The following is a 5,066-nucleotide window of genomic DNA, read 5'->3' as shown; positions in this document are numbered from 1 at the left end:
CTCCATGGGTTCACCATGGCATTGGTCGCCGGAGCGCGCCTAGGGTGGGCGCCATGACGGCGACGGGGCAGGTCAAGCAGGTCAGGCAGGTGCAGGTGACGTTCGACTGCGCGGACCCCGAGCGGGTGGCGCGCTTCTGGTGCGAGGTGCTCGGCTACGAGGTGCCGCCTCCGCCACCCGGGTTCGACTCGTGGGGCGACTTCGACCGGTCGCTGCCGCCCGAGCGGCAGGGCTCGGCGTTCGCCTGCCAGGACCCCACGGGTGCCGGTCCGCGGCTGTACTTCCAGAAGGTCCCCGAGGGCAAGGTCGTCAAGAACCGCGTGCACCTCGACGTGCGCGTCGGCACCGGCCTGACCAGGAAGGAGCGCGTCGACGCCCTCGAGGCCGAGGCTGCCCGGCTGGAGCCGCTCGGCGCCACCCGCGTACGGCTGCTCGTCTCCGACGACTACGAGGAGTCGTGCCTGGTCATGCAGGACGTCGAGGGCAACGAGTTCTGCCTCGACTGATCGCCGGCCACCAGCGGCCGAGGCTGTCTCCGCGCCACGTGCTGCGTCAGTGTTTCGCCTCGTGCAACAGTGACGTAGCGCCGGCAGGCTGACGCCCTGCGGGCAGTGCCCCCCGCGTGCTGCGTCGGTGTTTCGCCTCGTGCAACAGTGACGTAGCGCCGGGCACGCTGACGCCCTGCGGGCAGTGCCCTCCGCGACCTGCGTCAGTGTTTCGCCTCGTGCAACAGTGACGTAGCCCGCTCCGGCCGGCGCGGGCCTCAGTCGATGTCGTGCACATCCGCGCGGCGGGCGATCGTCGCGGTCGCGCGACGGGCGGCCATGACGGGCACGCGCGGCACGATGTCGTCGAGGAAGCCGAACCGGCGCCGCAGCGACCGGTGGTAGGCGTCGGCGCTCGTGTCGGCGACGAGGCCGTTCCACCAGTCGGCGAGGTCGCCCCAGCCGGGAGCGGCCAGCGACCCGCCGTACTGCTGGATCGCGAGCCCTGCGCAGAGGCTGGCGAAGGCCATTCGCTGCTCGAGCGGCCACTCGGCGAGCGTGCCCACGAGCAGCGCCGCACCGAAGACGTCGCCGGCGCCCGTCGGGTCGACGGCCTGGACGCACAGCGACGGCACGCTCGCCTCCTCGCCGGTGCGGGCGTCGATGCCGAGTGCCCCGTCGGAGCCGTTGGTGACGATGGCGACCGGCACCCGGTCGGCCAGGGCGTAGACGGCCTCGACGGGAGAGCCGGTCCCGGTGTAGGCCATCGCCTCGACGGCGTTGGGCATGAAGACGTCGCAGCGCTCGAGCCGGTCGAGGACGTGCGGCGACCACCGCTCCGCGGGGTCCCAGGCCACATCCGCGAAGACCAGCGCGCCGTTGCCGCGAGCCTGGTCGACCCACGTCGGGCCGCTCGCGCCGAACGCCTCGTCCTCGGCGAGGTCGACCATGACGGCGCGGGAGCGCGGTGGCGTGCCGATCAGCTCGCTGGCCGGGACGGGAGAGGGGTGGCCGTGGGAGACCATGCTGCGGTCGTGGTCGACCGACATCGAGACGGTGACGGGGCTGTGCCAGTCGGCGAAGCGGCGGCTGGAGCCGAGGTCGATACCCTCCTGCTCCTCGAGGGTGCGCCAGCAGAAGTCGCCGTAGTCGTCATCGCTGAAGGCCGCCGCCAGGCCGGTGCGCAGGCCGAGGCGCCGGGTCGCCACGGCGAGGTTCGCGATGCCGCCGGGGCACGACGCGAGCCCCTCGGCCCACACCTCGGTGCCCGGCTTCGGGGCGCTCGGCAGCCCGGCGAAGATCATGTCGAGGAAGACGGTGCCCCAGACGAACACGTCGAGCGACGGCTCGTCGGCGACGCGCAGCGCGGCGAGCGGGTCGAAGGACTGGTTGAGGGGCACGCGTCCATGATCGCGCATGCGCGCCGGCGACTCGCCGTGTTCCCTGTGCCACCTGCCTCCACGTCACGCCCATGCCGACGTATGCCGTCCCGCCTCCCCCGCGGGCACCTCGAGTGCGCGCCCGTCCCACTCCTAGGTGCGCTCTTCGCGCCAGTTGGTACGGTCCGAGGATGGTGGGGCGATGAAGCTGGTGATCCTCGGCGGCGGCGGGTTCCGGGTGCCCCTCGTGCACGGTGCGCTGCTGCGCGACCCGGCCGACCAGTCGAGGGCTCGCGTCACCGAGGTGGTGCTGCACGACACCGACACCGCGCGGCTCGAGGTCATGGAGCGCGTCCTCGCGGCGCAGGCTGCTGCGCACGGAGCCGCCCGGTCCGGCGCCCCGGTCCCGCCGCCGACCGTCACCGCCACGACGGACCTCGACACGGCCCTGGACGGCGCCGACTTCGTCTTCTCGGCCATGCGGGTCGGTGGTCTCGAGGGCCGCACCGCCGACGAGCGGATCGCCCTCGACCTCGGCCTCCTCGGCCAGGAGACCACCGGGCCCGGGGGTGTCGGCTACGGCCTGCGCACGGTGCCGGTCGCGCTCGACGTCGCTGAACGCATACGCCGTCTGGCGCCCGAGGCGTGGGTCATCAACTTCACCAACCCCGCGGGCATGATCACCCAGGCGATGCAGACGGTGCTCGGCGAGCGGGTCGTCGGCATCTGCGACTCGCCGCTCGGGCTCGCCAAGCGCGCGGCAGGAGCGCTCGGGCACGACCTCGACGAGCTCGAGATCGACTACTCGGGCCTCAACCACCTCGGCTGGCTGACCGGCCTGCGGCTCGACGGGCGCGACCTGCTGCCCGACCTCATCGCGGACGGATCCGCGCTGGGGTCGATCGAGGAGGGGCACCTCTTCGGCACCGAGTGGCTGCAGACGCTGGGGTCGCTGCCCAACGAGTACCTCTACTACTACTACTTCACGCGCGATGCGATCGCGCAGATCACGAGCGCCCCGCAGACCCGCGGCGAGTACCTCGTGGACCAGCAGGCGGACTTCTACTCCGCGGTGACGGCCTCGCGCGACGACGCCTGGCAGCGGTGGGACGCGGTGCGTCGCGAGCGCAACGCGACGTACATGCAGGAGACCCGCGAGGGCGACGACGGCGAGACGCAGGAGCGGGCCGAGGCCGACGTCGAGGGCGGCGGCTACGAGGGGGTGGCCCTCGCGCTCATGGCCGCGATCGCCCGTGACGAGCCGGCGCGCCTGATCCTCAACGTCCGCAACGGGACTGCCGTGCCCGGGCTGCCTGCGGACGCGGTCGTCGAGGTCCCGTGCCGCGTCGACGCCTCGGGTCCCGTGCCGCTGAAGGTCACCGCGCTCGCGGGCCACCAGCTCGGTCTCGCCCAGCAGGTCAAGGTCGTCGACGAGGTCGTCATCCGAGCGGCAACCGAGCGGTCGCGGGCGCTGGCCGTCGAGGCGTTCGCCCTGCACCCCCTCGTCGACTCGGTCACGGTGGCGCGGCGGCTGCTCGACGCGTACGGCAGGCGACTGCCCGACTTCTACTCCCGCCTGCGTTGAGCGCCGGGACCGTCGCCCGCGTCGTGCGGGAGAATCGAACCGTGGAGATCGACCTCAACGCCGACGTCGGCGAGTCCTTCGGGCAGTGGACGCTCGGTGACGACGAGGCGATCCTCGACGTCGTCACGAGCGCGAACGTCGCCTGCGGTTTCCACGCCGGCGACCCGCTCACGCTGCTGACGACGTGCCGGTATGCCGCGAGCCGCGGTGTGTCGGTCGGTGCGCAGGTCAGCTACAACGACCTCGCGGGCTTCGGTCGGCGCTTCATCGACGTGCCCGCCGACGTGCTCGCCGCCGAGGTCGTCTACCAGCTCGGCGCGCTCGCGGGTGTCGCCCGAGCGGCCGGGACGCGGGTCGCCTACATCAAGCCGCACGGCGCCCTCTACAACGCGGTCGTGCACCACGAGGCGCAGGCCACGGCCGTCGTCGAGGCCGTCCTCGCGTACGACGACGAGCTCACCGTCCTGGGACTGCCGGGGAGCATCCTGCTCGAGGCGGCGGAGGCGGCCGGGCTGCCCGTCGTGGCAGAGGCGTTCGCCGACCGGGCCTACACCCGGGAGGGGCGGCTCGTCCCACGCACCGAGCCCGGCGCGGTCATCCACGACGCCGACGAGGTGGCCGCCCGCGTGGTCCGCATCGTCCGCGAGGGCCGGGTCACCTCCGTCGACGGGCACGACGTCGGCGTCGGGGCCGCTTCGGTGTGCATCCACGGCGACACCCCCGGCGCGCAGGTGCTGGCTCGTCGAGTGCGTTCCGCGCTCGAGGCGGCCGGCGTCGCGATCCGTCCCTTCATCCGCTGAGCCCGCTGAGGTTTTCGCTGAGGCGTCCGCCGAGGCGTCCGGTGAGCCGGCGACCACACCGGAAGCCCGGCTGCCGCCACGCGCTCTAACGGATCAGACCGCCGGCGGAGCCAACGGGACCTCCGTTCCTGCTCCCCGGGGCGAGCGGGAGGGCTGCGCCACAGCGCAACTCGCCTGGCAGGCGCGGGCACCTCGACCTCCTCCGGGCGCACTGGAGCCAGAGGCAAGCGCGGTTCCAGGGGGAGGATCATCGAGACGTCCGCCCCACCCCAGGGAGAGACGCCGGGCATCGGCCACTTCGGCGTGCGCGGTGGCGCGACGTGGGTGGTCACCTCCACGGCGCACCTGCTCGCCGCGCTCGTCTGGGTCGGCTCGGTGTCGGCACTCGCGCTCCTCGGACTGCGCGCGGCGCGGTTGGGGCTGTCGCGACAGGAGGTCCGCGCGGTGCTCCGGGGCTTCCGTGCGACGGCCACAGTCTAGGTCGTCGTCATCGCCGTGACCGGGCTCTACCTCGCGAGCGACGTCGTCGTCTCGGTCGACGCAGTGCTGCTGACGACCTACGGCCGGGTCCTGCTCGCCAAGGTCGCGCTCGCCGGCCTGGTGGGCCTCGTCGCCCTGAGGACGACCCGGGTCCTGCATGCCCGGCAGGGGCAGGGGCAGGGGCCGGGGCAGGGGCCGGAGGCTGGCGCGCGTACGCCGCGCGTCGGCGTGGAGGCTGTCGGCCTGCTCGTCGTCGTGGCCCTCGCCGGCCTCCTCGCCACTGGGCAGCCGGCCGTGTCGCCGCGACTCGTCGCCGCCGAGGCGCCGAGCGTCATCG

6 protein-coding genes are annotated in these 5,066 nt (G+C 73.3%); 5 read left to right on the top strand and 1 reads right to left on the bottom strand.

Annotation, left to right across the window (positions count from 1 at the left end; translation table 11 throughout):
* The first annotated feature begins 53 nt into the window (after positions 1 to 53).
* Entirely contained in the window at positions 54 to 506 is a 453-nt protein-coding gene (locus tag ABD194_RS19495) for a VOC family protein (protein ID WP_343994583.1), read from the top strand.
* Positions 507 to 763: 257 nt separating this feature from the next.
* Here ABD194_RS19495 and ABD194_RS19490 read toward each other — a convergent pair whose 3' ends face one another.
* Positions 764 to 1,885, bottom strand: a complete 1,122-nt coding sequence (locus ABD194_RS19490) for a PfkB family carbohydrate kinase (protein WP_343994581.1) — start codon at positions 1,883 to 1,885, stop codon at positions 764 to 766.
* 181 nt (positions 1,886 to 2,066) lie between these two features.
* Between ABD194_RS19490 and ABD194_RS19485 the strand changes: the two genes are divergently transcribed.
* From ABD194_RS19485 to ABD194_RS19470, 4 genes are all read left to right on the top strand, one after another.
* Positions 2,067 to 3,449 carry a 6-phospho-beta-glucosidase gene (locus ABD194_RS19485; RefSeq protein ID WP_343994579.1) on the top strand — a complete coding sequence of 461 codons (1,383 nt, stop codon included), beginning with the start codon at positions 2,067 to 2,069 and terminating at the stop codon, positions 3,447 to 3,449.
* Between the two features lie 41 nt (positions 3,450 to 3,490).
* Positions 3,491 to 4,249 (top strand): LamB/YcsF family protein, encoded by a 759-nt coding sequence (locus ABD194_RS19480; RefSeq protein WP_343994577.1) that lies wholly within the window; start codon positions 3,491 to 3,493, stop codon positions 4,247 to 4,249.
* A 324-nt stretch (positions 4,250 to 4,573) separates the two neighbouring features.
* On the top strand, positions 4,574 to 4,729 hold the full coding sequence (locus tag ABD194_RS19475) for a hypothetical protein (protein ID WP_343994575.1): 156 nt from the start codon (positions 4,574 to 4,576) through the stop codon (positions 4,727 to 4,729).
* A 15-nt stretch (positions 4,730 to 4,744) separates the two neighbouring features.
* A partial coding sequence (locus tag ABD194_RS19470; RefSeq protein ID WP_343994573.1) for a CopD family protein occupies positions 4,745 to 5,066 on the top strand: 322 nt, incomplete at its 3' end.

Source organism: Terrabacter terrae (genome assembly GCF_039529575.1).
Lineage (GTDB): Bacteria > Actinomycetota > Actinomycetes > Actinomycetales > Dermatophilaceae > Terrabacter > Terrabacter terrae.
This window is presented reverse-complemented; position numbering and strand designations above follow the sequence as displayed.